Annotated in this window: 19 protein-coding genes and 1 pseudogene; 14 read left to right on the top strand and 6 right to left on the bottom strand. The window is 59.7% G+C overall.

All coding sequences use genetic code 11. From position 1 onward, the window contains the following. The coding region (locus tag F6X42_RS34610; protein WP_281394069.1) for an IclR family transcriptional regulator domain-containing protein at positions 1-540 on the top strand (540 nt) is incomplete at its 5' end. Positions 541-616: 76 nt separating this feature from the next. On the opposite strand, the pseudogene maiA reads toward F6X42_RS34610, so the two are convergent. From maiA to F6X42_RS34580, 6 genes and pseudogenes are all read right to left on the bottom strand, one after another. Continuing rightward, positions 617-1,301 (bottom strand): annotated as a pseudogene (maiA, locus tag F6X42_RS34605) (maleylacetoacetate isomerase). Next, positions 1,298-2,605 (bottom strand): fumarylacetoacetase, encoded by a 1,308-nt coding sequence (gene fahA, locus F6X42_RS34600; RefSeq protein ID WP_246530360.1) that lies wholly within the window; start codon positions 2,603-2,605, stop codon positions 1,298-1,300. Before fahA ends, maiA begins: the two are co-directional and overlap by 4 nt. Further along, complete coding sequence (hmgA, locus tag F6X42_RS34595; RefSeq protein WP_187638463.1) at positions 2,602-3,936, bottom strand: homogentisate 1,2-dioxygenase; 1,335 nt, start codon at positions 3,934-3,936, stop codon at positions 2,602-2,604. Before hmgA ends, fahA begins: the two co-directional genes overlap by 4 nt. 30 nt (positions 3,937-3,966) lie before the next feature. Continuing rightward, positions 3,967-4,197: a DUF2783 domain-containing protein gene (locus F6X42_RS34590; protein ID WP_187638462.1), complete on the bottom strand. Its 231-nt coding sequence runs from the start codon at positions 4,195-4,197 to the stop codon at positions 3,967-3,969. Between the two features lie 5 nt (positions 4,198-4,202). Beyond that, the gene (locus tag F6X42_RS34585; protein WP_187638461.1) at positions 4,203-5,894 is read right to left on the bottom strand and encodes an FAD-dependent oxidoreductase; all 1,692 of its coding nucleotides are present in this window, start codon (positions 5,892-5,894) and stop codon (positions 4,203-4,205) included. 1,206 nt (positions 5,895-7,100) lie between these two features. Next, positions 7,101-7,847, bottom strand: a complete 747-nt coding sequence (locus F6X42_RS34580) for a TetR/AcrR family transcriptional regulator (RefSeq protein WP_187638460.1) — start codon at positions 7,845-7,847, stop codon at positions 7,101-7,103. Positions 7,848-8,851: 1,004 nt separating this feature from the next. On the opposite strand from F6X42_RS34580, the gene F6X42_RS34575 reads away from it, so the two are divergent. From F6X42_RS34575 to F6X42_RS34515, 13 genes are all read left to right on the top strand, one after another. Next, positions 8,852-10,294, top strand: coding sequence for an APC family permease (locus F6X42_RS34575; RefSeq protein WP_187638459.1), 1,443 nt, complete (start codon positions 8,852-8,854; stop codon positions 10,292-10,294). Further along, positions 10,284-11,024, top strand: a complete 741-nt coding sequence (locus F6X42_RS34570) for a helix-turn-helix transcriptional regulator (protein ID WP_187638458.1) — start codon at positions 10,284-10,286, stop codon at positions 11,022-11,024. Before F6X42_RS34575 ends, F6X42_RS34570 begins: the two co-directional genes overlap by 11 nt. 453 nt (positions 11,025-11,477) lie before the next feature. Further along, on the top strand, positions 11,478-12,839 hold the full coding sequence (locus tag F6X42_RS34565; RefSeq protein WP_187638457.1) for a DUF1329 domain-containing protein: 1,362 nt from the start codon (positions 11,478-11,480) through the stop codon (positions 12,837-12,839). 73 nt (positions 12,840-12,912) lie between these two features. After that, complete coding sequence (locus tag F6X42_RS34560) at positions 12,913-14,736, top strand: DUF1302 domain-containing protein (RefSeq protein ID WP_187638456.1); 1,824 nt, start codon at positions 12,913-12,915, stop codon at positions 14,734-14,736. 62 nt (positions 14,737-14,798) lie between these two features. Further along, positions 14,799-17,159, top strand: a complete 2,361-nt coding sequence (locus tag F6X42_RS34555) for an efflux RND transporter permease subunit (protein ID WP_187638455.1) — start codon at positions 14,799-14,801, stop codon at positions 17,157-17,159. A gap of 29 nt (positions 17,160-17,188) precedes the next feature. Then, positions 17,189-18,160, top strand: a complete 972-nt coding sequence (locus F6X42_RS34550; protein WP_246530358.1) for a WD40/YVTN/BNR-like repeat-containing protein — start codon at positions 17,189-17,191, stop codon at positions 18,158-18,160. A gap of 39 nt (positions 18,161-18,199) precedes the next feature. After that, on the top strand, positions 18,200-18,952 hold the full coding sequence (locus tag F6X42_RS45370; RefSeq protein ID WP_187638454.1) for a PAS domain-containing protein: 753 nt from the start codon (positions 18,200-18,202) through the stop codon (positions 18,950-18,952). Positions 18,953-19,035: 83 nt separating this feature from the next. Then, positions 19,036-20,475 carry an NAD-dependent succinate-semialdehyde dehydrogenase gene (locus F6X42_RS34540; protein ID WP_187638453.1) on the top strand — a complete coding sequence of 480 codons (1,440 nt, stop codon included), beginning with the start codon at positions 19,036-19,038 and terminating at the stop codon, positions 20,473-20,475. Between the two features lie 77 nt (positions 20,476-20,552). Next, positions 20,553-21,203 (top strand): HAD-IA family hydrolase, encoded by a 651-nt coding sequence (locus tag F6X42_RS34535; protein WP_222945831.1) that lies wholly within the window; start codon positions 20,553-20,555, stop codon positions 21,201-21,203. A gap of 5 nt (positions 21,204-21,208) precedes the next feature. Next, positions 21,209-22,567 carry an aminotransferase class III-fold pyridoxal phosphate-dependent enzyme gene (locus F6X42_RS34530; RefSeq protein ID WP_376776492.1) on the top strand — a complete coding sequence of 453 codons (1,359 nt, stop codon included), beginning with the start codon at positions 21,209-21,211 and terminating at the stop codon, positions 22,565-22,567. Then, positions 22,564-23,967: a transaminase gene (locus tag F6X42_RS34525; protein WP_187638451.1), complete on the top strand. Its 1,404-nt coding sequence runs from the start codon at positions 22,564-22,566 to the stop codon at positions 23,965-23,967. Before F6X42_RS34530 ends, F6X42_RS34525 begins: the two co-directional genes overlap by 4 nt. Next, positions 23,964-24,785, top strand: a complete 822-nt coding sequence (locus tag F6X42_RS34520; RefSeq protein WP_187638450.1) for an SDR family oxidoreductase — start codon at positions 23,964-23,966, stop codon at positions 24,783-24,785. Before F6X42_RS34525 ends, F6X42_RS34520 begins: the two co-directional genes overlap by 4 nt. After that, complete coding sequence (locus F6X42_RS34515) at positions 24,782-26,041, top strand: Tm-1-like ATP-binding domain-containing protein (RefSeq protein ID WP_187638449.1); 1,260 nt, start codon at positions 24,782-24,784, stop codon at positions 26,039-26,041. The genes F6X42_RS34520 and F6X42_RS34515 overlap by 4 nt, the downstream gene beginning before the upstream one ends.

Here is a 26,041-nt window from a genome sequence, read left to right as displayed (position 1 = left end):
GGCCGCCGCGTGCCCGTCGATACAGTCTCTCCCGCGGTGTTCTCCATCGCATTGCTCCGTCGTTACGATGGCTACACCTTCGCACCGCGCGTACGTGCGTTCAAGACGGGATGCGCTGACGGATACGTTGGAACGGTGATGTCGCTCGTGAATACGGCGATCGGGCGGGTGTTTGCCGCGTACCTCTCCGACGACGTGCTGATCGGCCTGCTGGCGCAGGAATCGATCCGGCTGGCGGGCGCGAATGCGGCCGACGTGGTGGTATCTGCGAAAAAAGCCGCGCCGTCGTTGGCGCACACTTATCAGGCGCGACGCACGAAGGTCATGGCAGACGGCATCGACAACGCGCTCGATGCGCCGGTGCCGGGTATCGGTACGCTGGCGGCGCCCGTATTCGATCACACCGGCAGCATTGCCCTCGTGGTCGCGTTGATCGGACCGTCTGGCAGCTTCGACCACAGTTTCGACGGCGCGACCGCGCAAAAACTGCTCGCGGCGACGCGCCGGCTGTCGTGGCGCTTTGGCTGGATCGGCGGCTGACTTTGCGACTCTGCGATCGACCCTGCAATTGACTTCGCGACCGGCAGTGCGGCTGATGCCGACGCGCGGCGCGGGGTTATGCGGAGCGGGGCGGCGGCTCCGCATCGGGTTGCATGGACGGCTCGGCGGCTGCGAAAGCGGGAAGGCTCATCGCGTGACCGGCGATCCTGACTATCGTCGGATAGGCGTCGAGCGGCACGTCGAAGCGCCGCGCGTTCCAGACCTGCGGCACGATGCAGAGGTCGGCGAGCGTCGGCGTATCGCCGAACACGAGCGTGCCGACGCGCGGATCGACCGACAGCCGCTTCTCCAGCGAAGCGAAGCCAAGATCGATCCAGTGCCGATACCACGCGCTCTTCTGCTCGTCCGTGATACCGAGCGTGCCGCTCAGATACTTCAGCACGCGCAGGTTATTCACCGGATGAATGTCGCACGCCACCTGCAACGCCACGGAGCGCACATACGCGCGATCCAGCGCCAGGCGAGGCAACAGCGGCGGCTCCGGATATACCTCGTCCAGATAGTCGATGATCGCAAGCGATTGCGTGAGCACATGCGTCTGATCGCCAACGCTATGCGTCAGCGACGGTACGAGCCCCCTCGGGATTGATCGCACGATATGCGGGCTTCAGATGCTCGCCGCCGTCGCGCACCAGATGGACCGGCGACTGATCGAACGGAATCGCTTTCAACGCCAGCGCGATCCGCACCCGATACGACGCCGAGCTGCGGAAATAGCCATGCAGCGTGGGATCGCTCATGCAAGCTCCGGCGCGGGCAGGATCTTCCCAGAACATGTGCCGAAGCCGACGCGATAGCCGTCGCCCTGGCACCATCCGCGTATCGCCACTTCGTCGCCGTCCTGGAGGAACGCGCGCGTGTTGCCGGAAGGCAGCGCGAGCGGGCGCTGGTCGTTCCACGTCGATTCCAGCAGCGAGCCGCACGAATCCGGCGTCGCGCCGCTGATCGTTCCCGAGCCCATCAGGTCGCCGACCCGAACGTTGCAGCCGGAAGCGGTGTGATGCGCGAGTTGCTGCGCCATCGTCCAGTACATGTATTTGAAGTTGGTGCGGCAAATCGTAGACGTCTCGCGTTCGCCCGCGCCGTGCAGATCGACTTCAAGTTGAATATCGAAGCCGTGTCTTCCCGCGTGACGCAGATACGGTAGCGGCTGCGGCGACTGTTCCGGCTGTGCGCAGCGGAATGGGTCGAGCGCGTCGAGCGTCACGATCCACGGCGAAATCGTGGTGGCAAAGCCTTTCGAATTGAACGGTCCGAGCGGCACGTATTCCCACTGCTGGATGTCGCGGGCGCTCCAGTCGTTGAGCAGCACCATGCCGAAGATATGCGCCTCAGCCTGTTCGCACGCAACCGGCTCGCCGAGCGTCGTATTCGTGCCGACGATAAAACCCGTCTCCAGTTCGATATCGAGCTTGCGGCACGCGCTGTAAATCGGGCGATCGCTGTCGGGCGTCTTGATCTGGCCGTTGGGTCGCCTGACGGGCGTTTCGCTGACGACCACCGACGACGCGCGGCCGTTATAACCAATCGGGATTTCGAGCCAGTTAGGCAGAAGGGCGTTCTTCGGATCGCGGAACATCGAGCCGACGTTGGTCGCATGTTCCTTCGACGAATAGAAATCTGTATAGCCCGGAATCTCGACGGGCAGATGCATCCGGGCATCGGCTTGCGCGACCAGCGCCTTCTCGCGCAGCGAAGCGTCGTCGCGCAACGAGGCCGTGTTCGCATCGAGCAGCGACGACAGCTGCGCGCGCACTGCGCGCCACTGCGCCTGTCCGGGCGCGATAAAGCGGTTCAGCGACGCACACGCGAACACGTCACGGCCCGGTGTCAGCAGCCCGTTATCCGCAAGCGCGGCGAGATCGACGATGCGATCGCCAATCGCGACACCGACACGCGGCGTCGCATTGTTGCTGTCACTGAAGACGCCGAACGGCAGGTTCTGGATCGGAAAGTCGCTGGCTGGATCGTTTGCAGATTCGACCCAGCTTTTACGGCGCGGATCGTTGGCCACTTGCCACGTCATCGAAGTGGGATTCGTCATGCTTGCGTCTCCAGCTTGAAGTTTTTCCGCAGACCTTGCCAGCATTCGAAATACTCGGCCTGCAATTGCGAGGTTTCCAGTGCGAACGCAGTCGGGCGAATCACGCGCGGCGTCTCGAACATGAATGCGAGCGTGTTGTCCACCTTATGCGGTTGGGTCGTGTCCGATGCCGATGCTTTGCGGAACGTCTCCGCATCCGGCCCATGCCCGGACATGCAGTTATGCAGACTCGCACCGCCCGGCACGAAGCCTTCTTCCTTTGCGTCGTACGCGCCGTGCACGAGTCCCATGAACTCGCTTGCGACATTGCGATGGAACCAGGGTGGGCGGAACGTATCTTCCGCGACCAGCCAGCGCGGCGGGAAAATCACGAACTCGAGCGAGTGCACGCCTTCCGTATCGCTCGGCGATTGCAGCACGAGGAAGATGGACGGATCGGGATGGTCGTAGCTGATCGAGCCGATCGTATTGAAGTGCCGCAAATCGTATTTGTACGGCGCATAGTTGCCATGCCACGCCACCACATCGAGCGGCGAATGCCCGATATCCGCGCGCCACAGATGACCGTCGAATTTGGCGACCAGTTCGAACCGGCCTTCGCGATCTTCGAAAGCCGCATGAGGCGTCAGGAAGTCGCGCGGATTCGCGAGGCCGTTGGAGCCTATCGGTCCCAGGTCCGGCAGCGCGAGCAACGCGCCGAAGTTTTCGCATACGTAGCCGCGCGCCTCGCCATCCGGCAGCGCAACCGAAAAACGTACGCCGCGCGGAATCACCGCAATCTCGAACGGCTCGACATCGAGTACGCCCAGTTCGGTCGCAATCGTCAGGCGGCCTTGCTGCGGCACGATCAGGAATTCGCCGTCGGCGGAATAGAAGAAGCGCTCATGCATCGATGCGGTGGCTGCGTACAGATGAATCGCGCAGCCGCTCATCGACGCCACCGATCCATTGCCCGCCATCGTCACCAGCGAATCGACGAAGTCCACCGGACCATCGGGCATCGGCAGCGGGTCCCAACGCAACTGGTTGGGCGGCGTCGTCGGCACCGTCGAAAAGTCGCCAACCAGCCGGTCGTTCGACAGCCGCGTGAACGGCTTGTGAACGGCGGCCGGACGAATCCGGTAGAGCCACGAACGGCGGTTGTGTGCACGCGGCGCGGTGAACGCGGTGCCCGACAACTGCTCGGCATACAGCCCTCTTTCGACCTGCTGCGGCGAGTTCCGGCCCACGGGCAGCACGCCCGGCAAGGCTTCGGTGGCGAACTCGTTGCCAAATCCGGACTGGTATCGGTTGTCCGGCACCCGTGTCAGTCCATCTGTGTTTTCCGGCATCTGCTTCTCCGTGGAACGGGAAATGTTGGATCAGTTCGGCTGTTGCGGCACGGCGTCGTTATCGGGCGCGGCGTCTGCGCGGGCGATGGCGAGCGCCGTGGCCAGCACGCTGGCATCGCCGATATGGTTGGCGAGCAGCAGCACCAGCTTCGCGTTCATGAAATGACTTTGTTCGTCGGTCAGACCGTTGTGCGCGTCGATCAGTTTTTCGTAGAACGCGTCAGGGTCGGCGATATTGGTTTCGATATTCAGCGTGGTCATGATGGTCATCCGTTGCACGTAGCGCGATTGACGGCTTTCGCGACCAATCCCGTGTCGAACGCGCGCCAGCGTGCGCAGACATGCTGATCGGGTCGCAGCAGATAGAAGGTGCCGGGACGCGCATCGAAGCGATGCGTGACGATGCCCTCGACGTCTTCGACCACGGTGATGCCAGGCATACCCGGCAAGGCCGTCGCCGCAGCGCCGCGCGGCACGACGATCACCGTGCGCACCGGAACCGCGAGCCGGGCGAGCGCGGCAAGCTGTTCGGCACACGCCGAAAGATCGTCTCCATGGCCGCAGAAATGCACGCCCGTAAAGCCGCCGTGGCCCGTCTGGTTGAGGAACCACGCGTCGTCGCCTTGCACCTTCACGGGCGCGTCCGTGCAGACCGCGCCGGGCACCATCGTGCAGGAGAACGCGGCGTCGGCGGCGTCGGGCGTGTTCAGCGTCGAGTCGCGCAACACGGCGGGAATCGACAGTCGCCCGCTATTGACGATGCGTCGCGCGAACGGGCAGTCTTTCGCGAGCTTGAGCGTCGCATCGCGGAACATCCGCGAGATCGCGCTTTTTGGCGTGATGAAGTCCGTTGCGCGTGACGAGTTCAGGATGTTTTCATCGGCCGCGTATTCGCGCTCCGATGCATAGGTGTCGAGCAATGAAGGCGGCGCGTCGCCGTTGACCACCAGCCGCAACTTCCACGCAAGGTTGTCGGCGTCCTGCACGCCGCTATTCGCGCCGCGCGCGCCGAACGGCGACACACCATGCGCCGAATCGCCCGCGAACAGCACGCGGCCATGCCGGAAACTGTCCATCCGTAAACACGAAAACGTGTAGACGCTGACCCATTCGAGTTCGAACTCCGTGTCTTCGCCCAGCAATGCCTTCACGCGCGGAATCACTTTCTCCGGCTGCTTTTCCGCAACCGGGTCGGCGTCCCAGCCGAGCTGGAAATCGATGCGCCAGACGTTGTCGGGCTGACGATGCAGCAACACCGACTGATTGCGGTGAAACGGCGGATCGAACCAGAACCAGCGCTCGGTCGGAAACGGCGCCTTCATCTTCACGTCGGCGATCAGGAAGCGGTCCTTGAACGTACGGCCACGACTATCGAGACCGAGCGCCTTGCGCACCGCGCTGCGCGAGCCATCGGCGGCAATCACGTATTGCGCGCGCATCGGGTAGACGCCGTCGGGGGTTTCGACCTGCAATTCGACATAGCCGTCGTGCTGCGTCAGACCGATGACGTTGCTTTTCCAGCGCATCTGCAGATTGGCCGTCTGCCGTGCGCGCCCGGCCAGATAGCCTTCGACGTAGTACTGCTGCAAGTTGATGAAGGCGGGGCGGGCGTGGCCCGTTTCGGGCAGCAGATTGAACGTGTAGATCAGTTCGTCCTGCAGGAACACCTTGCCGACGTTCCAGCTCACGCCTTTGTCCACCATCTGCGCGCCGCAGCCGAGGCGGTCGAAAATTTCCAGCGTCCGCTTGGCGAAACAGATGGCGCGCGAGCCGCTCGACAGTGTGTCGTCGTTATCGACGAGCACGGTACGCACGCCCTGCTGCGCCAGATCGATCGCGGCGCTCAGCCCGACAGGGCCCGCTCCGATCACGACGACCGGATAGGTAGCGGGCGTCGCGGCGTCGTGGTCGGCGGCTCGCTCGTAGTCGAACCGCATCGTTTGATAATCGATCTGCATCGTGTCTCCGTGTGCTGCGGGTCAGTCGTATTAATCTATAGCAAGTAACATTGCTCCTTGCTAATGTTTGTCATTCTATGCAGCTTTTGATCGGGACGAATCTGTGTTTACCCTGATGCGGGTGGTGAAGACGGGCCGACGGAGTCGCGGAACGGTCGGGTCGCGCCTTGAAAGGCGATGCCATGCTGGCCGTGGAGAGCGAAGAAGCTGGCGAAGTCATACACCACGCCGGATGGATCGCGAGTGCGACCGTGATGCAGCACAGTGCGTTCATGCAGGGAAAGACGGGGCGAGTTAGCGACGCGAAGGGAACAGAACGCGAGCGGAAGGCGCTTCCGGGCGCGGCGCAGACCACCAGGGTCCTACCGGAGGGTCGGCCGGAATTCGTGTGATTTTCGCCAAAGTGCCATCAAGCAGCTGATTCGAAAGGAAAATGAGTGTCATCTCGCCACTTCCTGCCGTCGCGCCCGAAAGGTACGGCTACTTCTGGCCCCTTGGAAAACAAGCTCAGGGGGCGGTACACGCTGGACTTCTTGCACAGTCCGGACAGCGGACAGCGCAAAGCCGATAGATGAAATCTACTTACGGATTGGTCATCACTCTGCGAGCAAAACAGAAGGGGCTTGCCGCATGACGAAGCGTCTGCGTTGACATACCCTTGCCGCGTCGGGCACGGCTGCGAGACTCGCGAACGAACTCACGACGACGATCGCGCCGCAGCTGTCGATCAGCATCGGCGGCGCTTCACGCATGATGAGGAACGCGAGGGCGAGATTGACGCGGCACGTGCTGCGCCGCAGTCGTCGCCTGGTCGCCGAGCGCGGCGACGCCTAGGCCGGCGGCTTTGGGCTATCGCGGCGTCGAGCCGGTTGTGACGCTGCAAGATCCGCCCGAGCGCCGAGCGGACCTGCACCGCGTCGGCTGCATCGGCGACTACTGCGATGGCGCCAGTCACAGTCGCCATCACCTCGAGCGGCGCCTCGCGCCGGCCGAGCATGTAGACGTGCGCGCCTTCGCTGCGCATAGGTGCTGCCGTGGCCGCGCCGGTTGCGGTTCCAGCGCTTGTGAGCGAGCGCGACGCGACCGTCGAAGCGCGGCCTCATTTACGGCACCGTCGTCGTTACAGAGGTCGCCGAAGAACTCCGGTTTATTCCGTCCCTCGAAAGTAGCCTTGTGACGAGGTTAGCTGGCAACCGCCGCGAAGCGTCAAGGCCTTATTGGTCGGGCCTTTTGAACATTGCTGCGCGAACTCTCCGCCCGAGCGAGAGCCAGAATAGCTCGGACCGCCTCGTCCTCGATTCCTCTAACATCAGAGGGAAAGCGGTTCCTCTGGGGAATCAAGATGAGCAGGCCTTCAATTTGGCAGGTTATTAGCGCTGCGCGGCACGAAAGCTCCGATGGCAGCAAGTCCGGGTTTACGGCTTCGACGAAGGTACGAATCATCCGTCGTTGTACAGCGTAAGCCTCGTCCATAATCTCGCGGGCAAAATCCTGGGTTTGGGCGAGCGCCCACATGTTGATGAACAGGCTCTGCGTGCGAGGTTGTTTGTCGTCCTCGATCAGCAGTCGGACAATCTTTTCCAATCGTTCCTCGGCGGTGAGCGAGGTATCCTGGCTAATGCTGTCGTTCGTTTCAGCGTATTCTGTTATCGTCTGCCTCATGAGTGCGGCAAACAAAGCCTCCCGGGTTGGAAAGTAATGCTGCAAGTTGGAGAGGGCTATGCCCGCGTTCAATGCAACCTTCCGCATAGTTAGTCCGCCATAACCCTCCGCGATGAAAATATCGGTCGCGCATTTCAAGATGCGCACTACGGCATTGCGCCCCCGCTCGGTCAATGCTCGTTTTCCGTTTTCGGCACCCGAGTCAATGCGCGCCCGTGCTTGAGTCACTGTATCGAATGGCGCTCGTCGCGTCTGTAACGGACCCTCGCCAGGAAACGTTTTGTTGGCCATGGTTTAATTGCGGCACACTCAAATAGGTTATTGCCGACTAGTTGGTCTCAAAAACCCATTGTCGGTCATGCGACCGCGTCTGTGCAAGACCCACTCCATGGCGTCAGGCTCATCGCGGGCTGTTCCAGGCGTGGCGGGTATATGCACCAGTTGCCATCATCGTGACGGAAGAAAAACATGGCTACTGGCCCTGCTGGCCTCGATGCCTCAATGCATACATACCGCTCCCGGGTTAACCGCCTGTTTCTGAACTTCGCAACCTTGACGCGTTCGCCCTCGCAGGGGGCGAGCCAGTAGTCGACCATCTGACGCAATGACTTTCCGGTGCTAGCCATGAACTTCTCCTTCGCTCTTCACTGTACTTCCGCAGCGGCCTGACGCCGATTGACGCCGTCTGACCGGCGCGCCGTCACTCCTTTCTGCAGCGTCTTCGCGGCGCCACATCGGTTCGAATGCATATCACCGGAAAAGCGACTACTCGGTCGCAGCATCCACTCCAGCACGGACCGCCCGTCCGCCAAATGAGTATATGTCACATGACCTAGTTTGCAAAAGCAGATCGGCTATAGGGAGGTACGAAACAGGCAGTCTGGCCGCTCTCATGCGCTTCCCCCAATTGCCTCCGCAGAGAGGAACGAAACCCGGAACGGCGTTCCCATTGCGTGCGTAGCCGATGGGGGAGCCGGATGCAGTGCGCTCGGCTAGGTGCTTCCACTTACTTGCTGTTGGTTTATTGCCGGGCTATAAAAGGTAACTAGGTCGGATGACATGATTTAGGCGGTGCAGTTGAGACATCATCGATGGCATCTGTGTCGTCGTTGAACCGGCCCATTGTGTTTCTGGCGTACTACGCTGTCTATCGGACCGCCGCTGAAGGAGCGATCCAGAAGTAGAGGCAAACCGGAACCATGGCTGTGTCGCGTATTTCGGCCAAAGAACCGTCTTGCATTCACAGATATGTATTCTGAAAGTCATGACTAATAGGGATGTAGGAGAGGAACGCTATGAAGACTGAGGCTGGCGAGGAGCATGCGCTGCGCAAGGACGCGCTGGGATTGACGTCGATTGTGTTTTTAGTGATTGCAACAAATGGCCCGTTGACGGCCCTCGTCGGTGCGGTGCCGGTGAGCATTGCTATGGGCAATGGTGCGGGTGTCCCGGGATCGTTCATTATTGCCGGAGCCGTCTATCTGCTTTTCAGTGTCGGCTACGCGGCAATGAGCCGTCATGTCAGGAACGCGGGTGCCTTTTACGCCTATATTGCTGCGGGTCTAGGCAGACCGGCGGGGGTAGGCGGAGCGTTCCTCGCTTTGCTCGCATACAACGCTATTCAGCTCGCCTGCTACGCGATGGTGGGGTTCTTTCTGAGTCAATGGCTTCATGACCATGTAGGCGCAGCCGTGCCATGGTGGCTCAGTGCGGCTGGTACAGCGCTCGTGGTCCACTATTTTGGCTATCGTAATGTAGAGTTCAGCGGGCGATTTTTGTGCCTTCTGATGCTGTGCGAGATCGCCATCATCCTGATCTTTGATGCTGCGGTAGTGCTGAATGGCGGCGGCCCGAAGGGTTTTCCGCTTGCATCGTTTGCGCCGTCCATCGTGTTGACCAGCGGCTTTGGGCCTTCGTTGGTGTTTGTCATCGGCTCGTACATGGGCTTTGAGACCACCGCAATCTATTCGGAAGAGGCGAAGAATCCTCTGAAGACGATTCCGAGAGCGACCTACGCTGCGATCACGTTGATCATGGTCCTCTACGCAGTTTCGGTCTGGATGATCATCGCCGCCTATGGTCCCGAAGCCGCGCTGGTTCAAGCTGAAAAAGATCCCGGCAATATGTGGTTCGCAATGACATCCAGACTGGTCGGGGCGTGGGCTGCTGACGCGATGGGCATGCTGATGATAACGAGTCTTCTCGCGGCCCTCATCAGTTTTCATAACACGATCTCGCGATATTTCTTTTCACTGGCGCGTGAGGGCATTATCTGGAGCGCATTGGCGAGGACCCATGCCGTGCAGCAGACGCCTTTCGTGGCGAGCATCGTACAGACCGTAAGCGGGCTGGCTTTTATCGTTGCCTGCGGTCTTGGCGGAGTTGATCCATTGCAGGGGCTCTTGCCGTGGTCGAGCGTCGTGGCATCCGTAGGCATCGTCGCTGTGCAGGGCTTCGCCTCATTAGCCGTCGTGGGTTTCTTCTGGAAGAACGGGCGTGGTGTTTCCCTTTGGCAGCGTACCATTGCCCCGGCGATGGCATCCGTCGGGCTGTTCCTGTGCCTGTGGCAAATCATGGTCCATGTGGACTTGCTGAGCGGCAGCAAATCGATTTGGTCGGAACTGGTGCCGTGGGCGACGCTTGGCGTGGGAGCCGCTGGTGCGGGCTTCGCCGTCTGGCTCAGAAGTGCACGCCCGACCCTGTATAACAGACTTGGACGACTGCTAAATGAAGTGTGATCAGAACTTGGAGTGTCGCCCCACGGATCGCTTCCGCTCGGAACGTCCCCTGGTCGGTGCGCGTTTTGTCGACGAGACGATGGAGTTTGTGGCAACGATGACGCGTGTCCGAGCGCTGGCGTTCTACGTCGTCGAGGAACGGACGGAAAGCTGCAAATTTCGCCGCCTGGATGTCCCGGAAGCATTTCATCGCGAATACAAGGCTGGCATGTGCGAGTTCGACCCTTTCGAATATCATCGGCTGCAGAGTGAGACGGCTCGTGCTGCGTTGTTGAGTCAGACCGTCGCACAAATCAATACGCCAGAAAATCAGCACTACGTACGTTTTTTGAAGGCACACGGTTTCGAAGACGTCGTTGAGACTGCCTTCCGGAGCGACACGCGACTTCTTGGAGGGATCAGTCTGTTGCTCGGTCGCGACCATGACTGCTCGCAGGTTGCCGCCGTTGTGGACTCAATGCACCAGTATATTGAGTACAACCTGCGCGGTTTCACTGGGCGGAGCAGGTCGGAATTGCGACAGGACTTGTCCAAGGAGTTTGCACTGTCTCGCCGGGAACTCGACGTCGTAGAGCTCCTGATATCAGGCCAGACAAACTGTAGCATCGCCGATTCGCTTCACATCAGTGTTGCGACCGTGAAATCGCATGTTCTCAAGATATACGAGAAAGTGGGCGTGCCGAATCGCGCCAGCCTCGTATCGATGATCGCAGAGTACGAAGGGCATTGATCTCAGTGCCAGGACGCCTGGGTGTGCCGGCAGATATTCTGCCGACACACCCAGGCTGTTTTTATCCTCGAGAATATGAAATAGGGAGCGCTGGCTGCTGGGCCGGGCTTATGCAGCCCAGGTTGGCCTCGGGAAACTAAGCACGCGACGAACGCGACAGTTATGTGGCAACAATTGGAGCCATTAGCGATTCGTCAGTTAATCAGTACAACTAACCGAGCGCCAGCGTGGCGCCGGCGACTTCATTTTCTACTGCGACGCATACCGCACACGCCCAAAGTGATCAACGGCCCATATCGGGGTTATCCATAGGACCAGGAGCCCGTCAAATCATCCCTTCGGTTGATCGCGGCGACAATTTAGGCTGCTGAGAATTGCCTCAACTGGTCATGAATCAACGGGTCGCCCGATTGTCATGCCCAGCATCAAGTTTCTCTTGGAGAGGGGTCGGCGATGCACTTCTATATCAAACCCGCGCTGGCAATCGTATGCAGCGCTGTCATTGTGGCGGCTTGGGCGCAGGGTGCCGGAAGCCAGACCGTAACCGGGGCGGAACGGGGGGCCAGCAAGGATGGCCAGATCCCTGTTTATGGGGGCGTTCAGGCAACGCCGACGGGCTGGTCGCCGGGCAAACCGCGGGGCGACTACTCGCCGTACAAGTCGGAAAAGCCACTGTTCTCAATCACGGCTGACAACGTTGCGCAGTATGCAGACAAGCTGTCGCCGGGGCAACTCGCTCTGTTCAAGCAGATCAAGGGCTACCGCATGGAGGTCTACCCAACGCATCGCGACTGCGGATACCCCGACTGGGTTCAGGACAACATCAAAAAGAATGCTGGTGAGGCAAAGCTCGATGCGAGCGGTAATCATCTTCAAAATGCCGTACTGCCAGGAGTGCCTTTTCCGGCGGCAAAGACCGGCCAGCAGGCAATCTGGAATTACCTGACGCGTTATCGAGGTGTGGGCATCCAGTGGAACAAACTTAATACGCTTGTTTCGCCGCGCCCCGGAAGCTCCGACTGGATCGATGTGGTCAGCCACCAGACCCTGTACTTCCCTTGGGGCAAGAAGGGGTCAAATGCGGTGCAGGCCGATGGAGCGCTGTTCTCGATCTACTTCGCCTACGAGTCGCCAGCCGCACTCGCGGGGCAGGGTCTCGTGCAGACTTTCAATTTTGCCAACAATGAAGCTCCGACCTACTACTACTTCTCCGGACAGCGCCGTGTGCGCCGTATGCCGTCATACGACTACGACGCCCCGCAAATCGGGTTCGAAAATCAGTACACGGTTGACGAACCATGGCTCTTTAACGGTGATATCGACCGTTTCGACTGGAAGCTCGCAGGAAAGAAAGAGATGTACGTCCCGTACAACGACTTTGGGATGTATGACTTCAAGAAGAGTGTGGGTGATGTGTACAAGCAGGACTCGGTCGACCCGTCGGCCCGCCGCTATGAGTTGCATCGCGTGTACGTCCTCGAGGCCGTGCTCAAGCCGAATATGCGGCACGTGTCGCAGAAGAAGGTCGTTTACCTTGACGAAGATACCTATCTGGCGCTCGCGGGGGAAGACTATGACGGACAGGGCAAGCTTTGGAAGGCAAAGGAAGGCTATCCCATTCCCGTCTGGGAGTTGGGTGGAACGTGCGATGTCGAACCTTTCGTCCAGTACAACGTGACGTCTGGACGATATGTCGCCGATCAGGGTGTCATTGGTGCGGGAAGTGACGTGCGTTACGTCGAGCAGTCGACCGATCCAAAGTTCAGTTCCGATTTCTACACAGCAGAGAACCTGCGGTCTATTAGCGAACGGTAGGCCGCAAGCGTTGAGATGAGCGTGCGCCTGACAGACGCACGCCCTCCGCAAAAACCACAAATGGGGATCAGGGATGAAAAGGGTAGGGGTAGGCGCGTCAATATCACTGGCGATGCTCGGTACAGTAACGGGTAATGCGTACGGCTACGACTTTACTACCGGTTTTGGGGACCTTACGGGTTCGTGGGTAACCAACCTGACCGCCGGTGCTGCCATTCGTACAAAAAGTCCAAGCTGTTCGCTGACGGGCGATCCGAATGCGTACGGGTGCGGTGCTGCAGCCAACGTTGATCAATGGTCTTTTGGTGATAATGGCAACCTGAACTACCGGAAGGGCCAGCCATTCAGCACGTATATCAGCGCCACGAGCGAGTTGTTGCTGACGATGCCGAGCGAAGGCTACAAGTTAATGGTCCGTGGCACGGGAATGTACGACTTCATCGTACATGATACTGCGCGGACACCTCTATCGAGCACCGCATTGGCACAGGTCGAATATCCGGTACGCCTGCTTGACCTTTGGGTCGAAAAGGATTTCACAGTTGGTGGCCAAGCTGCCCACGTGCGCTTCGGTAATCAGGTGATTAACTGGGGCGAGAGCTATTTTGCACAAGGTGGCATCAACGCCACCAATGCTGTCGACATCCAGACGTTGCTGATACCTGGCGCGCAGATCAAGCAGGCGCTGATACCGGCTCCGATGTTGAGCTTTGCGACCGGGCTTGGACATGGATTCAGTACGGAAGGCTATTATCAGTTCCAGTGGAACGGAAACCGCTATCCTCCGGTCGGCTCGTATTGGTCTGTCGCCGACAACTTCGGACGTGGCGCGGAGCCGGCCACCGTTAATTCGAACAATTTTAACGTCGGCGGGCTCGATGCTGGTACGATCGCCGGGCCGCAGAGCGGAAACTCGACAACCCTTGCCGGGATCAATCAGGGGCTGGTTAACGGGCAGTTCGCGGGTCCGCCCTACAACTCGATCGGCATTCCCGTATCGACAGTGTTACCGACCAACACCAGGCCGCAGTTCGGTGTGAAGCTTGGCTACAAGCCGAAGAGCATTGACGTTAACTTTGGCTTTTACTACGAAAACTACACCGACAAGTCACCGGTACTTTCGACGCTGGCAAATGGTTCCAGCCAGTGGTCGTACCTTCACAGTCGCCAGCTTTTCGGCGTGAGCGCAAATTTTGCGCTCGGAGATTGGGCAATCGGCACCGAGCTGTCGTACCGCCCCCACGATGCTGTGGCACTTTCCGGCTGCTTCGGGGCGAACGGACCGCTCGATGCCAATACCAACGCTGTGAGCGGTGCTAATTGCGCGCAATGGGCCGACAGGAAGAAGCTTCAATATGACATCAACGGCCAGCTCAGTCTTACGCAAAGCGAGTATCCGTTCCTCAAGCTGATTCATGCCGACATGGCGGTGCTGACGGCTGAACTGACCTGGATCTATTACCCAGGTCTGAGCTCGAGCGGCGTGACGAGCACGATCAATGGCCAGAGCGTGACTCAGGTGCCGGCGGCCGGCTACTTCGCATGGCTGAATAACGGTTCGAGCCTTGGCTATCCGATCATCGCGGCACAGGGTACGGCGAGTTCAATCGGCGCGACCGTCGACTTCAACTGGACCTATGACGGCACGTTGATTCGTGGTTGGCAGGTGACTCCAGGCATCACATTCTCCGATGCTCTCTACGGTTATACGCCTACGTTTACCGCCAACTACATGCAGGGGGCGAAGTCAGTCAACGTCTACGTTCTGTTTAACCAGAACCCTGCCGTCTGGCAGGCTGGCATTAACTACACAGCCTTCTTCGGAGGACACAATACAGTGGGCCAACCATTTGCGGATCGAAATTTTGTCGGCGTGTTCGCCACTCGCAACTTCTGACATGTAGGGATTGTAATACGACGCGCCGTTGTGCGCGCCGCGACCTTTGAAGGGAAGATTCCGTGCTGAATCGTATCGTCCTCCGCCTTGAGCATTTCTTTTTCGGACATCGTGCAATCGTCATGCTGACGATTGCCCTGTTTACCACTGCGATGGCTTTCTTTGCGGCCCAACTGCGTATGGAGGCTGGTTTTGAGAAACAGATGCCGGTCGGTCATGAGTACATCCAGACTTTCCAGAAGTACCGCAAGGACCTTTTCGGAGCAAACCGCATTACGGTTGTCGTGCGCGCCCGGACTGGTTCTATCTGGACTCGAGAAGGATTGACCCGCCTATATCGTGTCACGCAGGCGGTCACCTTTTTGCCGAACGTCGACCGGCAGGGGGTGCTGTCGCTGTGGACACCGAACGCATTTGTCAACGAGATCGCCGAAGACGGGTTTCGTGCCAATCCGGTCATCGATGGTACGGTCACGCCGGATCAGTTGACCCCGCCGGTCGTGGCCAGGATTCGCCAGTCGGCAACCGGCGGCGGGTATATCGGCACACTTGTTTCGCATAACGAAGACAGCGCGATGATTACCGCCGAGCTGAACGAGCGAGATAGCGCGGGCAGGACTCTCGACTATGTCGAATTTAACCATCTGCTCGATACACGTATTCGTAAGCCATTCGAAGATGCTGGGTATGAGATACAGATCATCGGCTTCGCGAAGCAGATTGGCGACATTGCCGATGGTGCAAAAGCGGTCCTGAGCTTCTGCGGCATCGCGCTGTTATTGACGGCACTCGCAGTGTACTGGTATAGCCACTCGATACGGTTCACTGTCCTGCCCATCATCTGCTCGTTGACTTCTCTTGTGTGGCAATTCGGTACGCTCAGACTCCTCGGCTTCGGGCTGGATCCGCTCGCCGTCCTTGTGCCGTTTCTGGTGTTTGCGATCGGTGTCTCGCATGGCATACAACAGGTGAACTACATCGTGCGAGAACTCTCGCACGGGCGCGGAACCATGGAAGCGGCTCGCAGCAGTTTCAGCGGACTGCTGATTCCCGGCACGTTGGCATTGGTCACCGCATTTGTCTCATTTGTTACGCTTTTGCTGATCCCGATTCCAATGGTGCGCGAACTCGCAATTACGGCATCGCTCGGCGTCGGCTACAAAATCGTGACGAATCTCGTGATGCTCCCAGTGGCCGCATCATTTTTCAATTTCACTAAGGCATATGCTGACCGGGCACTCGACAAACGGGAGCGACGATCGGCCTGGTTGCGGAAGCTCGCGAAGGTAGCCGAGCCGCGCAATGCCTGGTTAGTCGTGGGTGTCACGGTGGCTGTCTTTGCACTGGCTGTATGGCAAAGCCGGGACCGGGTGATCGGTACGCTCCAGCCCGGCGCGCCGGAGCTTCGGGCGGATGCCCGTTTTAATCGCGACGCGGTATCGATTGCAAGCAATTACGATGTCGGACTCGACTGGTTGACCGTCGTTTTCGAGTCGTCGGGTTCAGCCTGCGATAACCCGGCCGTCGGACTGTTCGAAGATGACTTCGCTTCGACGATGAAGAGCGAGCCGGGCGTGGTCTCTGTCCAGTCCTATCCGGCAATGCTGCGGGCCTACAACGAGGGCTACAACGAGGGATATCCAAAGATGAACGTGGTGCCGATCGATCCGGGAAACTACGGCGGGCTATCCGCTGAAATTGGCAGGATCAAAGGATATATGAATAAAGATTGCAGCATGAGCGCCGTGCACCTTTTTTTGACGGACCATAAGGCGGCGACACTCAACCGCCTGCTCGAAGACGTCAAGCAGTACCGGACTACGCATGAAATGAAAGATGTCCGAATCCGTCTGGCGGCAGGAAACGCCGGTGTTATTGCGGCGACCAACGACGAAGTTCAGAAAAGCGAGCTGCCGATGATGTTATATGTCTACGCTGCCATATTGATCCTGGTATTTCTGGCTTATCGCGACGTGCGTGCGATCGTGGCCTGCTGTGTGCCTTTGACGATGGCCACATTTATTGGTTACTGGTTCATGAAGGTACTGCAGATCGGTCTGACTGTCGCGACGCTGCCGGTCATGGTGCTGGCAGTGGGCATCGGGGTCGACTATGCCTTCTATATCTACAACCGTCTCCAACTGCACATGGCCAACGGCCAATCTATCGTGAAAGCAGTCGAGCATGCGATGCTCGAGGTTGGTGTCGCCACCATATTCACCGCAATTACGTTGGCGATCGGCGTCGCGACCTGGAGCTTTTCGGCACTCAAATTCCAGGCAGACATGGGCAAACTGCTGGCCTTCATGTTCATTGTCAATCTGGTGATGGCGATGACGGCATTGCCGGCGCTTGCTGTCGTTCTGGAGAGGCTGTTCCCCCGTCGCACGCCGGTGAGAGCGCCCGGCGTTCTCAATCACTGATTCGACGCATGTGTTAGGAAGGGCGCATCATGGGAATGAAACAAAAGGGTATCGCGATGTGGTTGTGCATTGCCGTCTGCGGCGCTGCACAGACAGCCTACGCCGCGCCGACTGAGATACAGGTTACGCCAGCACGTGTCTGGCGCGACGCAACCCACCACATGTTGCTCGACGCCGCCCGTGCTGGTTCGCGCATTGTTGCCGTCGGAGCGCACGGAATCGTGCTGCTGTCAGACGATAATGGCAGAACATACATCCAGGCGCGTTCGGTGCCCGCTACGTCGACGCTTACTGGCGTGTACTTTGCCGATGCCTCTCACGGCTGGGCGGTGGGTCAGCAGGGCGTTATCCTTGCTTCCGAAGACGGCGGCGAGACGTGGAGGTTGCAACGGTCAGACGCATCCACGGATCAGCCGCTATTTTCGGTGTATTTTGCCGACCGTCTCCACGGGTGGGCGGTGGGCTTGTGGTCACTGATGCTCCAGACCGAGGATGGAGGCGTGCACTGGACTACGGTGAAGTTGCCGCCGCCTCCCGGCGCGAGCAAAGCCGATCGAAATCTGTTCCGGATCTTCGCAGGCGGCAACGGGACGTTGTATGTTGCAGCGGAGCAAGGTCTCGTGCTCCGCTCAAGGGATTACGGCGCAACCTGGGAATACCGTCAGACTGGTGGCAAGGGCAGCCTCTGGGCCGGTACAGTCGCATCGGGCGGCACGGTATTCGTTGGCGGGCTGCTCGGTCATCTGTACGTGAGCCGGGACGATGGAGACACGTGGAGCGCAGTCGACTCAGGGACGACTAGTTCGATCACCGATCTGGTTGCGAACGGCGAGAATTTCTATGGCGTCGGACTCGACGGTCTGCTGATCGAGGGCAGTGCAAAGGCGCAGCGATTGACGACAAAACACCGGCAAGATCGCGAGGCGCTCACAGCCGTCGTGCTCCTGCGCGCGTCGGCGCCGGCACTTTTCTCGAAAGACGGAGTCCTGACGAGTAATTGACTCCGGCACGACCGCTGCTCAGATCCCGTCGAGCGCGCGATGCGCTCGACGCCAGACGATTGCCATGGGAAACATCAATTGAGACAGGGCGGCACCTTATTTTCCGCTTCCAGCAGCAATGCGCGGAACGGAATACCCGGACGGGAGCTTGAACTCGCCATCATGCAAAGCATCGCGGCGAGAATGAATGGTTTCCTGTATCGGTGTATGAATGACGACGAATATACGATTGTGTACGCGACGCCGGGTATTCATGCCCTTACCGGGTATCCGGCATCCGATTTCGTCGGCAACGCCGTGCGGACGCTGCCTTCGCTGACGGAACCGGAAGATGAGCCATACGTTTTGCAAACGGTGACCTCCGCATTGCGCCACAGGCAGACGTGGACCGTTGACTACCGCATCAGGAGGGCGGACCGGCAATCGGTATGGGTACGAGAAGTAGGTGGTGGCGTGTTCGACGATAGCGGAAAACTCCTGTTCATCGAAGGACTGGTCATAGAGGTACAAGGCGAGCGGGCGGCACAGATGGCCGCCGAGAAGCGCCTGGTGGCACTGACGGTATCCACGAACGCGATTCTTTCGGATGTGGACGACATTCTGAAAACAATCCGGGCGCTGTCTATTCTCTCTTTCAATGCACGCGTCGAGGCCGCTCGCGCCGGAGAAAGCGGACGCGGGTTTGCTGTGGTGGCAGCGGAAATCAAAAAGCTGGCGGACGATTCGGACAAGCTGATCAAGCGCGTTTCAGCGAGTGTGAAGACCGTGCGTGAGGTAATGAGCAGCACCTGACCAGCAAAATCCACCCAAAGGTTGATTGTTGGGTAGCCAGGCGAGACAGAAAATGTTTCTAACAACTTTTTACGGCTCGCACCATGTCATACCCAAAACTCAGACTGTTCATTGATGGCCAGTGGATAGATAAGACTGACGAAGGCACTGTCCCGGTCGTCAATCCGGCAGATGGCGAAGTGCTCGGCCATCTCCCCATCGCTGGCCGCCGCGAGCTCGAACGAGCCGCTGATGCCGCGAGAAGAAGCTTTAGCCGCTGGGCAAGCATGCTGCCGCTCGAGCGGTTCCGGATCATCTCCACGGCGACGGCCCTGATGCGTGAGCGCTCCAGGGAAATAGCACATATTCTCACGCTCGAGCAGGGCAAACCGCTGGCTGAAGCGGTCCGCGAGGTGACGCTCTCGGCAGACATCATCGAATTCCTCGCAGAGGAAGCCAAACGATTGCCCATACGCGGTGTGCCCGCGCGGATTTCGAACGTGTTGAGCCAGACAGTCACGCGCGTTCCGGTCGGCCCCGTCGCGGCATTCACGCCATGGAATTTTCCCGCAAACCTCCCTTCCCGCAAGCTGGGTGGCGCACTCGCGGCCGGCTGCAGTGTGGTCATCAAGCCCGCCGAGGAGACGCCTGCAACTTGCATGGCGATCGTGGAGTGCCTTGTCGATGCGGGCATGCCGGAGGGCGTCGTCAACCTGGTAGCTGGCGACCCGGCATTCATTTCATCGTCGCTCATCTCAAGCCCACAGATCGCGAAGATCTCGTTCACGGGCTCTGTCCGTGTCGGCAGATTGCTCGGTGAGCAGGCGGCAAGACATGTCAAGCGCTACACGGCTGAACTGGGTGGCCACGCTCCGGTGATTGTCTGCAAGGATTACGAGGGTGCCAAGGCTGCCCGGCTCGCAGTGCCTGCAAAATTCCGCAACGCGGGTCAGGTATGCGCGTCGCCCATCCGGTTCATTGTTCATCGCGCGCAGTACGAAGCATTCCGCGATGAATTCGTGAAGGGGGCCTTGTCGCTGAAGATCGGATCGGGTTTTGAAGAAGGCGTTCAATTCGGTCCGCTAATCGAGAGCCGGCGCGTGCAGGAAATGCAGGCGTTCGTTGACGATGCGGCCACCCGCGGCGCGACGATCGCCTGTGGCGGGAAACGGGTGAATCGCTCCGGTTACTTCTTTGAGCCTACCGTGATTGAGCATGCGTCCCTGGACTCCCGCGTCCAGAACGAAGAGCCGTTCGGTCCCATCGCGGTACTGGACGTGTTTGACGATCTTGATGACGCGATATCACGCGCAAACCGGCTCCCGGTTGGTCTGGCTGCCTATGCGTTCACCGGTAGCCTTGATTTTGCGCATCGGCTATCCAGCGACCTCCAGGCGGGAATGGTTGGCATCAACCACTTCGGCGTTTCGCAGCCGGAGACGCCCTTCGGCGGCGTCAAGGAGAGCGGACTCGGCCACGAGAGCGGCCTCGAGGGATTACTTGGCTACACGGACCTTAAACTCATTTCGGTTGCGCAATCGTGAACGACCTCCCAAGCATCACACCAGACGGCTCGGCCGATCAGCGTCGCGCACGGTTTCCGCAAAAGATCCCCACGGCGTTGCTCCTGGACTTCGGTAGTGTCATCAGCGTTTCGGTATTTGAGCGCCATCGAGAGACAGAGCGCACGCTCGGCTTGCCTGCCGGAACGCTCACGTGGCTCGGGCCGGTCGATCCATCCACTGACTCGCTGTGGCAATCCATGCAGCGCGATGACATCAGCGAAAGGGATTACTGGGCGATCCGCGCACGGGAGATCGGTGCCGCAATTGGAGAGCCTGACTGGACAGTACGCGGAATGCTGACCAGGACCCGGCAGACTGACCCGGATGCGGTGGTGCGGCCGGGCATGGTCAGGCTGATCCGGCGTGCGAGAGCGAACGGCGTCGTGATCGGGATTCTTTCGAATGAACTCGAGCTCTTTTACGGACCGGAGTTTCTGGCGCAAATGTCGGTTCTCAAAGACATGGCTGCGATCGTCGATGCGACGCATACCGGCATCCTGAAGCCGGACCGCCGCGCATATCAGATGGCGGTCGATTCACTCAACACGAATCCGGACGAAGTCCTCTTCGTAGACGACCAGATGAGGAACATCGTCGGTGCCGTGAAAGCAGGGTTGCAGGTTCAGTACTTCGACTTGCGGGACGTAAAAGGAAACATCGCCGCGATTACCGCGCGGCTCAATTTACCGGTGGAGGAACTGGCATGACGAGGATGACGCTTGATGAGCTCAAGGCCGCAAATGCGAAGTACTTGTGGCACCCAATGGCCCATCCGCAGGCAATGATCGACACACCACCTGACATCATTACCCGGGGCGAAGGAAGCTGGGTTTGGGATGCAGATGGCCACAAGCTACTCGATGGAGTCGCGGGGCTGTGGAGTGTCAACCTGGGGTTCGGCCGGACAGAGATCCGCGATGCAATCGTCGCTCAGCTCGACGAACTGGCGTACTACAACACGTTCCGTGGCACGTCGCATCCCCGGGCAATCGAGCTGTCGGCACGTATCGTCGGGATGATGAAAGACGATGGCGTGGCATCGGTCTTCTTCAGCAACGGCGGTTCCGATGCGGTGGAGGGCGCGCTGAAGCTCGCACGTCAGTATTGGAAGCTAAAAGGACAAGGTGATCGCACGAAGTTCATTTCGCTAAAGCAGGGCTATCACGGCGTGCATTTCGGCGGGATGAGCGTCAACGGAAACGCAAATTTTCGACGTCCGTACGAGCCGCTCCTGCCGGGCTGCTTTCACATCGACACGCCTTGGGTGTATCGCAACCCCTATACCGACGATCCGATCAAACTTGGTGAGATCTGTGCGCAGTTGCTTGAGCGCGAGATCCAGTTCCAAGGATCGGACACGGTGGCCGCATTCATTGCGGAGCCGGTGCAGGGCGCGGGCGGGGTAATCGTTCCTCCGCCGAACTATTGGCCGCTGGTGCGGGAAATCTGTGACAGCTATGGCGTGCTTCTCATCGCCGACGAGGTGGTCACGGGCTTCGGCCGCACCGGCCAGCTGTTCGGTACACGCCTTTGGAACGTCAAGGCCGACATGTGGTGCCTCGCTAAAGGCATTTCGTCCGGTTACGTCCCGTTGGGGGCCACAGCGATCTCTCGCAAGGTCGCGGATGTGTTCATGTCCGGGGACGCGTCGGGCGCCGCCATTTCGCACGGCTACACGTACAGCGGCCATCCCGTCGCAGCAGCAGCTGCACTCGCCGCGCTGGAGATTGTGGAGCGCGAGAACGTGGCGGCAAATGCGGCAACGCAGGGCCAATATCTGATGGAGCGACTGACAGACCTTGGTCGAAAGTCCCGGTTGATCGGCGATGTCAGAGGGGCCGGTCTCATGGTCTGTCTGGAGATGGTGGCGGACAAGAAAACCAAGGCTGCGTTCGGTCGCGGGGCTAAGGAAGTGTCACGGGTGGCGCGGGAAGCATACGTGCGCGGCGCGATGGTCCGCACTTCGGGATCCAACATCATCTTGTCCCCGGCGCTAACGATAAACAAGGAAGAGGTCGATTTCCTGTGTGATGTCCTCGAGGGCGCCTTCAAGGCCGTGGAGGAACAGTGACGATTCGCCTTAGCTCACGGCGAGTCCGTGAAGCCCTCGAGCGCGAACAGGAAGAGTTCGCGCGGCTGCATCCACTTTCGAGACAGCTGTTCGAAGAAGGTCATCGTCACTACCTTTACGGAGCTCCTTCGCACTGGTTTCGTCGCTGGGCCGGCAAGTTTCCTGTGTTTGCGAAAGAAGCATCCGGGGCGGAGCTACGCTGCGTCGACGGTATGCGCTACGTTGACTTCTGTCTGGGAGACACAGGCGCCATGTGCGGCCACGGACCGCGCGCCGTGGCGAAGGCCGCGTCCGAGCAGCTCGACCGCGGTGCGACGCTCATGCTGCCGACCGAGGATGCTTCGTGGGTCGGGGAGGAGTTGACGTGGCGGTTTGGCCTGCCGTATTGGGGATTTACGACCTCGGCCAGTGATGCGAATCGCGCGGCGATTCGCATGGCACGGATGATCACCGGTCGCGAAAAAGTACTGGTTTTTAACGGATGCTATCACGGGTCGGTTGAAGAGGCGCACGTTGCGCTGGACGCCGCGGGCACGATGGTCATGCGCAATGGTATCCACCCGAACGCTGTGGATCATGAACGCGTCTCGGTCGTGGTCGAATTCAACGACATTGAGGCGCTCGAAGAAAAGCTCGCGACAAAAGACGTTGCATGTGTATTGACCGAGCCATTCATGACGAACTACGGAATGGTCGCACCCGCGCCGGGATTCCACCAGGCGTTGCGTGAAGCGACCCGTCGCCATGGCACGCTTCTGCTGATCGACGAAACCCACACGTTTTCCAGCGGGCCTGGCGGTTATTCCCAACTCCATGGGCTCGAGCCAGACATGCTTGTCCTTGGTAAAGCAGTGGGAGGTGGCATTCCGGTTGGGCTTTATGGTGTCAACGCAGAGGTCGCGCGCCGGATGTGGAACGCGGTGCCCAAGGTGGATCCGACAAAGGTGCGTCAAAGCGCACATCTTGGTTTCGGTGGCACGCTGGCGGGCAGTGCCCTGCAGGTGGCGGCCGTGCGTGCCGTGCTTGCGGAGGTGCTGACTCCAGCGGCATTCGCCCACATGGTCGGCCTCGCTGAAAGTCTGGCCGCGCGCATGAGGCAGGTACTCGGCGAATTCGCGCTGCCGTGGTACGTGGAGCAATTGGGGGCACGCGTCGAGACCATGTTTGCGCCGGCGCCCCCGATGAATGCTGCCGACGTAAACGCTGGGCGCGACGGAGATCTCGAAGCCCTGCTGCACGTGTATTTCCTTAACCGTGGAGTGCTGATCACGCCATTCCACTGCATGCTCCTGATGTGCCCTGCCTCCGCGACAGCTGACGCCGACAGGTACGTCGAGGTTCTCAAGGAATTCTGCAAATTCGTTGTCACGGAGTGCAGCGAGAGCGAGGTGCGTGCATGAATCACTTTCGACTGACCGGGCGCGTCGCCCTGGTTACCGGTGCACGGCCAGGAATCGGTGGGGCGATCGCTCATGCACTGGGAAGCGCCGGCGCAGAGGTGGTGCTGGCCAATCGCACGCTCTCTGCTGCGCAGGAGGTGTCGCACGAGCTCGAAGCGGAAGGCATCCCCGCTCACGTCGTTCCCTTCAGCGTCGATCGCGCCGGGATTCGGGAAATGATCGATCAGGCACTGTCCGCGACCGGCGGCCGGCTGGACGTGGTTTGCCACAACGCAGGCGGGTGTCAGTGGCTCGGCCTCGACGCTTTGGATGAGCCTGTCCTGGACGAAACCCTCGCGCTTAATCTGACGAGCGGCTTCTGGCTCCTTCAGGCTGCCCTTCCTGCGCTTCGGCGCAGCGAGGCAGGGCGTTTTATCGTCACCTCATCGATCACCGGGCCACGGGTGGCAATGGTTGGTGCCTCCCACTACGCTGCGGCCAAAGCGGGCGTGAATGGCTTTATCAAGGCCGCGGCGCTGGAACTGGCAAGCAGTGGCATCACGGTAAATGGTGTCGAACCGGGGCTGGTGGCGAAGGATCGGGGCCGCCTGAGCCGACCGGAGGCTCTGGCGCGGCTCACCCGTTACATCCCCCTGGGGCGCCCGGGGGCGCCCGAAGACATTGCGTCCGCTGTGCTGTTCCTGGCCAGTCGGGAGGCTGGTTGGATTACCGGACAGACGATCGTGATCGACGGCGGCACTACGCTGCCCGAGTCGGGGTACGCAATGGAGGAGCTTTGGACTTCCTCGCACAAGGTATCTCCAGGAGGGCAGAAATGAAACCGGGATTGAATATCCTGATTATCGGCACTGCTGACACAAAGGCCGACGAGCTTCAGTTCATGAAGCAGTGCATCGAGCGCGAAGGTGCTCGTGCCGCCATCATGGACGTGGGTGTGCTCGGTACCCCTGCCTTCGACCCCGAAATCTCCAATGCCAAGGTCGCCGCAGCCGCGGGGATGGCATTGAAAGATGTAGCAACTCTGGGCGACGAAAATGCTGCAATGACCAAAATGGCCGAGGGGGCTGTGCGGCTCACTCTTGACCTCTACGCGAAAGGGAAGGTCCAGGGTGTGCTGGCCCTCGGCGGCACGATGGGCACAGATCTCGCCCTGGACGTCACAGCTTCGCTGCCGCTCGGCATGCCGAAGTTCATCGTGACTACAGTTGCCTATTCACATCTTGTCCCTCCGGATCGGCTGGCCCCCGACGTCATGATGATTCTCTGGGCCGGCGGGCTCTATGGCCTCAATTCAATCTGCAAGGCCACCCTCAGCCAGGCGGCGGGGGCCGTTCTCGGCGCGTGCAGCACGGTGGTGACGTCGAAATCCGCGCGGCCCCGCGTTGCTGTCGGGGGGCTGGGGAAATCCTGCCTTAGCTACATGGTGGAGCTTACGCCGCAGCTGGAAAAACGCGGCTACGAGCCCGTCGTCTTCCACTGCACAGGCATGGGCGGCCGTGCGATGGAATCGCTGATCGAGCAGGGCACATTCGTCGCAGTCTTCGATTTCGCGTTGTGTGAGCTCAGCAATGTCCTGCGCGGATCCGTCGTCAACGCCGGGACTTCGAGGCTGGAGACGGCGGGCAGACTCGGCGTCCCGCAAATTATCGCGCCCGGTGCCAGCGACATGGTGGACGTGCAGACGTGGGCACCGTTGCCCGAGGCCTATAAGGGCCGCCCATACCACGCTCACAACCGCCTGATCGCATCGGTCACGACTACGCACGAGGAGCGTCGTGAGCTCGCAGGCTTCGTCGCGAAAAAAGTGAACTCGGCGAAGGGGCCAACCGCGTTCCTGCTGCCGCTGAAAGGCATCCACGCGTGGGATGCCCCTGGCGAGGCGCTGCATGATCCGGAAGGCCATCAAGTGTTCATCGACGAGTACAGGAAGCTGATCAAGCTCCCTGTCGATCTTCGCGTGCTCGACATGCATATCAACGACTCTTCCTTCGTACAAGAGGCACTCGGCATTTTCGACCACTGGGTTGAAACTGGTTTGATTCAGTCGGGCGTTCCGACGACTACAGGAGTTTGA

The sequence above is a fragment of the Paraburkholderia podalyriae genome (assembly GCF_014397785.1).
GTDB classification, from domain to species: domain Bacteria; phylum Pseudomonadota; class Gammaproteobacteria; order Burkholderiales; family Burkholderiaceae; genus Paraburkholderia; species Paraburkholderia podalyriae.
Note: the sequence above shows the minus strand (reverse complement) of the source record. Positions and strands in the feature narration are given on the sequence as shown.

Coding starts and splice junctions, on each gene's coding strand:
- F6X42_RS34530 (WP_376776492.1), top strand. CDS start 21,209: ATGACGCTTGATGAGCTCAAGGCCGCAAATGCGAAGTACTTGTGGCAC.
- F6X42_RS34560 (WP_187638456.1), top strand. CDS start 12,913: ATGAAAAGGGTAGGGGTAGGCGCGTCAATATCACTGGCGATGCTCGGT.
- F6X42_RS34580 (WP_187638460.1), bottom strand. CDS start 7,847: ATGGCCAACAAAACGTTTCCTGGCGAGGGTCCGTTACAGACGCGACGA.
- F6X42_RS34565 (WP_187638457.1), top strand. CDS start 11,478: ATGCACTTCTATATCAAACCCGCGCTGGCAATCGTATGCAGCGCTGTC.
- hmgA (WP_187638463.1), bottom strand. CDS start 3,936: ATGCCGGAAAACACAGATGGACTGACACGGGTGCCGGACAACCGATAC.
- F6X42_RS34590 (WP_187638462.1), bottom strand. CDS start 4,197: ATGACCACGCTGAATATCGAAACCAATATCGCCGACCCTGACGCGTTC.
- F6X42_RS34540 (WP_187638453.1), top strand. CDS start 19,036: ATGTCATACCCAAAACTCAGACTGTTCATTGATGGCCAGTGGATAGAT.
- F6X42_RS34550 (WP_246530358.1), top strand. CDS start 17,189: ATGGGAATGAAACAAAAGGGTATCGCGATGTGGTTGTGCATTGCCGTC.
- F6X42_RS34570 (WP_187638458.1), top strand. CDS start 10,284: ATGAAGTGTGATCAGAACTTGGAGTGTCGCCCCACGGATCGCTTCCGC.
- F6X42_RS34585 (WP_187638461.1), bottom strand. CDS start 5,894: ATGCAGATCGATTATCAAACGATGCGGTTCGACTACGAGCGAGCCGCC.
- F6X42_RS45370 (WP_187638454.1), top strand. CDS start 18,200: ATGCGCTCGACGCCAGACGATTGCCATGGGAAACATCAATTGAGACAG.
- F6X42_RS34520 (WP_187638450.1), top strand. CDS start 23,964: ATGAATCACTTTCGACTGACCGGGCGCGTCGCCCTGGTTACCGGTGCA.
- fahA (WP_246530360.1), bottom strand. CDS start 2,605: ATGACGAATCCCACTTCGATGACGTGGCAAGTGGCCAACGATCCGCGC.
- F6X42_RS34515 (WP_187638449.1), top strand. CDS start 24,782: ATGAAACCGGGATTGAATATCCTGATTATCGGCACTGCTGACACAAAG.
- F6X42_RS34575 (WP_187638459.1), top strand. CDS start 8,852: ATGAAGACTGAGGCTGGCGAGGAGCATGCGCTGCGCAAGGACGCGCTG.